Origin of the sequence: Micromonospora sp. AB353 (assembly GCF_049538395.1) — a bacterium.
In the GTDB taxonomy this organism is placed as follows: domain Bacteria; phylum Actinomycetota; class Actinomycetes; order Mycobacteriales; family Micromonosporaceae; genus Micromonospora; species Micromonospora aurantiaca.
In genome coordinates this window covers 1-4,304 of sequence record NZ_JBMVFV010000156.1, presented here as the reverse complement: position 1 = coordinate 4,304, position 4,304 = coordinate 1, and the positions used below count along the sequence as shown (strand labels likewise).

Annotated in this window: 5 protein-coding genes; 3 read left to right on the top strand and 2 right to left on the bottom strand. The window is 74.4% G+C overall.

Annotated elements, in window-relative coordinates; translation table 11 throughout:
- The first annotated feature begins 115 nt into the window (after nt 1-115).
- Nucleotides 116-1,315, top strand: a complete 1,200-nt coding sequence (locus ACPCK6_RS29335) for a DUF1015 family protein (protein ID WP_396881358.1) — start codon at nt 116-118, stop codon at nt 1,313-1,315.
- Between the two features lie 72 nt (nt 1,316-1,387).
- A complete protein-coding gene (locus ACPCK6_RS29330) occupies nt 1,388-1,858 on the top strand; it encodes a ribose-5-phosphate isomerase (RefSeq protein WP_013288048.1) in 471 nt (156 codons plus the stop codon).
- Nucleotides 1,859-1,928: 70 nt separating this feature from the next.
- Here ACPCK6_RS29330 and ACPCK6_RS29325 read toward each other — a convergent pair whose 3' ends face one another.
- A complete protein-coding gene (locus ACPCK6_RS29325) occupies nt 1,929-2,324 on the bottom strand; it encodes a hypothetical protein (protein WP_396881359.1) in 396 nt (131 codons plus the stop codon).
- A 118-nt stretch (nt 2,325-2,442) separates the two neighbouring features.
- On the bottom strand, nt 2,443-3,663 hold the full coding sequence (locus ACPCK6_RS29320) for a GNAT family N-acetyltransferase (RefSeq protein ID WP_396881360.1): 1,221 nt from the start codon (nt 3,661-3,663) through the stop codon (nt 2,443-2,445).
- Between the two features lie 99 nt (nt 3,664-3,762).
- On the opposite strand from ACPCK6_RS29320, the gene ACPCK6_RS29315 reads away from it, so the two are divergent.
- Complete coding sequence (locus tag ACPCK6_RS29315; protein ID WP_396881361.1) at nt 3,763-4,302, top strand: hypothetical protein; 540 nt, start codon at nt 3,763-3,765, stop codon at nt 4,300-4,302.
- Nucleotides 4,303-4,304 lie beyond the last annotated feature (2 nt).

Below are 4,304 nucleotides of genomic sequence, written 5' to 3'. Positions count from 1 at the left end.
AAGAAGGGGCCCTTCCTCTACCGGAGGCGTTAATAGGGGGCCCTTCCTTTCACCTGGTGGTAAGCGGGTGAGTCCGGCGGCGGGGGTGATCGGGGCCCGGGTAGCGTCAGCGGACATGACGGTCGTGCACCCGATCACCCGGGCCTGGATCACCACTGGCGGCACCGGCGCGCAGAACTACGACGAGTTCGCCGACGACGCGGAGATCACCTCCATCGTCGAGGCGAATCCGCACAGCGCCCTGGGCATCGAGATGCCCCACCGGGCGCCCGGCAGCCTCGGGAAGTCCTTCCTCGACGCGCTGCCGGACGCGGTGGCGCGCCTGGCCGAGGCGAAGGCGGACGGCAGCTACACGCCGGCCGAGCAGGTGGTGGTGCTCTACCGGATCAGCGCGCCGGGCGAGGAGAGCGCGTACGGGCTGTGGGCCATGGTCGACACCGACCAGATCTCCACCCGCGCCGACGAGCCGGGCCTGGTGATCCGCAACGAGGACGTGTTCATCGCCAAGGTGCGCGAGCGCGTGGCCCTGGCCGAGGCGCTCGGTCACCTGCTCTCGCCCGTACTCCTGCTTCAGACCGGTAGGGGTGACGAGCTGCACGCCGCGCTCGCGGCGGCGACCGACGCGGCCGGCGCGCCCGCCGCGACGGACGTCGACCAGTCCGGCCGGACGCACGCGATCTGGCTGCTCGGCCCGGGCCCGGCGCAGGACGAGCTGACCGCGCTCGCCGGCGGCGGGGATCTGGTGGTCGCGGACGGCAACCACCGCAGCCTGGCCGCGCAGACCGGCGGGTTCCCGCGTTTCCTCGCGGTGGTCACCACGCCCGCGTCGGTCGCCATCCAGCCCTACAACCGGCTGGTCAGCGAGCTGACCACCACCCCGGACGAGCTGCTCGACCGGCTGGGCGCGGCGGGCGCGGAGATCACCCCGGTGGACGGGCCGGTCGGCGTGCCGGCGACCGGCGGCGTCGTGCACCTCTATCTCGGCGGCCGGGGGTACGCGGTGACGCTGCCGCACGTCGGCGCCGGCCGGCTGGAGAACCTCGACCACGCGCTCGTCGAGCGCCTGCTGCTGCGCGACGCGCTGGGCCTCGACCCGGGCGACAAGCGGATCACGTACGTGGGCGGCGACTACCCGGCGAGCTGGCTCGTCGGTGAGGTCGACGCCGGCCGGGCCGAGCTGGCGGTGCTCGTCGCGCCGGTGACTGTCGACGACTTCGTCGCGGTGAACCTGGCCCGGGAGAAGATGCCGCGCAAGAGCACCTGGTTCACCCCGAAGGCGCGGGCCGGCCTGGTCGTGGCCGAGCTGCCGCACTGACCGTGTGACGAATCCGCCTCCGGGTCGCCGCCCGCGCGCCGGCTCGGAGGCGGGCCTGTCAGACTGCGCGGTATGCGCGTCTACCTGGGATCCGACCACGCCGGTTTCGAGTTGAAGGTGCACCTCGCCAACCACCTGGCCAAGCAGGGCTACGAGGTGGTGGACGTGGGACCGCACGTCTTCGACCCGGACGACGACTACCCGGCGTTCTGCCTGCACACCGGCGACCGGGTGGTCGGTGACCCGGGCAGCCTCGGCGTGGTGATCGGCGGTTCCGGCAACGGCGAGCAGATCGCCTCGAACAAGGTGGCGGGCGTCCGGGCGGCGCTCGCCTGGAACGTGGACACCGCCCAGCTGGCCCGCGAGCACAACGACGCGAACGTCGTCGCGATCGGCGCCCGGCAGCACACGCTGGACGAGGCGACAGCGCTGGTCGAGGCGTTCCTGACCACGCCGTTCTCCGGCAACCCCCGGCACAGCCGGCGCATCGAGCAGGTGGCCGCCTACGAGCAGAGCCGCCGCCTGCCCGAGCTGCCCGCCTGAGCGGACACCGCTTCTCGGCGAGCCGGTCACCGGGCCCGGTACGGCGGCCGCCGTACCGGCCCCGGCGGGCTCACCGCCCGTTGCGGGGCAGGTCCTCGCGCGGCACCCAGTTGCGGCGGATGAGCACCACCCGCTGTTCGGCCTCGGCGAGGTCGTCCTCGGTGGGGCGGGCGGCGTCGCGGGCCCGCAGCGCGGCCGTCACGCTCACCTGCGACGAGCCGGAGCCGACCAGCCCGCGCAGCCCGCGCTCGCCCTCCTCGGCGAGCGGGGCGGCGCGGCGTCCGCGGGGCTCCGGCTCGCCCGGCCGGCCGCCGCGCGGGGACCGGGGCACCACGTCGTCGTGTACGGGGGCGGTGCTGGCGGTGGTGCCGCCGGTGCCGTCGGCACCGGTTCCGGCGGTCTCCGTCGGCGGGGCGGCCTCGCCGTGATGCCGCAGCCGTCGTCGCCGTCGCTCCGCCTCACCCATCCCCCGACCGTACCGTCCCCGACTCACCCCCGCTCCGCTCCGCGCGATCATGAAGTTGGCCGGGACGAACGGGACGGTTCGCGCCGCCAACTTCATGATCGACGGGGTGAGGGACGGGTCAGAAGACCTCCATGGGGGACGGGGCGCGGTACCAGGTGAAGGCGGGCGTCAGCGCGGTCAGCGTGTCCGGGATCAGCTCCTTCACGCGGCCGGCGGCGGCCAGCGCGTACGGGTTCGCGCCGCCGAGGTACAGCTCACCGAGAGCGCGTACGTCACACGCCAGCCCGGCCGGTGCGGTGGTGGGCGTGCACTCCGCCCCGGCGGGGCCGCCGACCAGCCGCCAGCGGCCGGTGTTCTCCTTCAGCAGCTCGTCGGTGACCTCGATCACCACGTCCACGTCAGTGGCGTAACGCCGCGCGGCGAGCGCGGCCGGCACGTCCACCACCCGTACCCAGAGCGCGTCGGCGAGATGCGGGGAGAGCTGGCGGGGCTCGTCCACCAGCCGCAGCAGCGGCTCGTCCAGGGCCGCGATGCCGAACGACAGCCGGCGGGTCAGATCGACCGAGAGCAGCAACCGCCACAGCGCGGTGTACGCCTCCGGCGTCGCCGCCACCACCTCGCCCACCTGCACCTCGGCCTGCGGCCCGACGGCCGTCGAGCTGTCCTTCGTCCGGTACAGCGCGTACCCGTCGAGGCCGTCGGCGCCCTCGTGCAGCAGCACCCGGCGCTCGGTGGCGCCGCCCCGGTGCGCCTTGAGGTCCGCCAGCACGTACGACCACCAGCGCTCGTCGCGTCGGGACCAGCCGGGGCGCCCGGCGCGGACCCGCTCGTACAGCCGGGCCAGCTCGTCCCGGTGCGCGTCCGGACGGTCCAGTCGCAGCCTGCCCTCGGTGGGCGCCGGGGCGGGCAGGCGCAGCCCGGTGGTGTCCACGGACAGCATGTACCGGGGGGCCGCCGACCCGTAGCCGAACCGGGGGTAGATGCGGCCCTCGCTGGCCCAGAGCACCGCGATCGGTTCCCGGCCGGCGTCGCGGATCTCCCGCAGCTGGCGGTGCATCAGCGTGGTGAGCAGGCCGCGTCGCCGGTGCGTCGGCGCCACCGCGACCATCGTCACGTGCGCGGCCGGCACGTCCGCGCCGGGGACCGCGAGACGGCGGCTGAACGCGGCGGCGTGCGCGACTGCCGTCCCGGCGTCGCGGACCAGTAACGACCGGTCCGGCTCGAAGATCGGGCGTTCGAGCGCCTGCACGTCGGGGTCGAGATCGCCGTGGAAGGCCAGCGCCAGCAGCGCCGCGATGTCGTCGAAGTCGTCGGCCCGGGATACCAGCACGTCGGTCACGGCACGTGTGTATCGCACCGCGATGGGGGTCGGCACCCTATTTGCGGGCTGGCTACCCTCGGAACCGAGGCCGGTATCGGTCGAGGGGGAGGACGGAAGATGGCGGACCAGACACAGCCGTGGGCCGAGCGCACCGTGGAGGTGCCGCCCCAGCCGGGGGTGGTGCCCCCGCAGCGGGACGCGTTCCAGCGCGGGGTGGCGGCGGTCGGCCGGCCGCGCGCCTCGCGTACGCCCCGCACCGAGCAGTTCCCCACCGTCGAGCACGGCGACTGGGCGGCCGAGCCGGCGCCCCGCCGGCCGATGAGCTGGCATCTCGCCCAGGCGCGCAAGGGTGGGGAGCTGAGCGCTGCCGGTGCCCTGTTCGCGTTCGTGTGCTGGGGCATCTGGGCGATCTCCGGCCGGGGCAACCTGGTCGCCCCGCTGCTCACGTTCGTGCTCAGCCTGCTCACCGCGGTCGGCCTGTTCGCGCTGGCCCGGCTGCTCGGCCGGCTGATCCTGGAACGGCAGCTCGGCCGGGTGCGCCGCAGCGCCCGGGGCGCCCACCTGATCACCGCGTTGTTCCTGGCCGGCGTCGGTGTGGCATACCTCCAGCAGACCGAGTGGGTGGTCTCCGCCTGGAACTGGGTGACAGGCAACTGAGC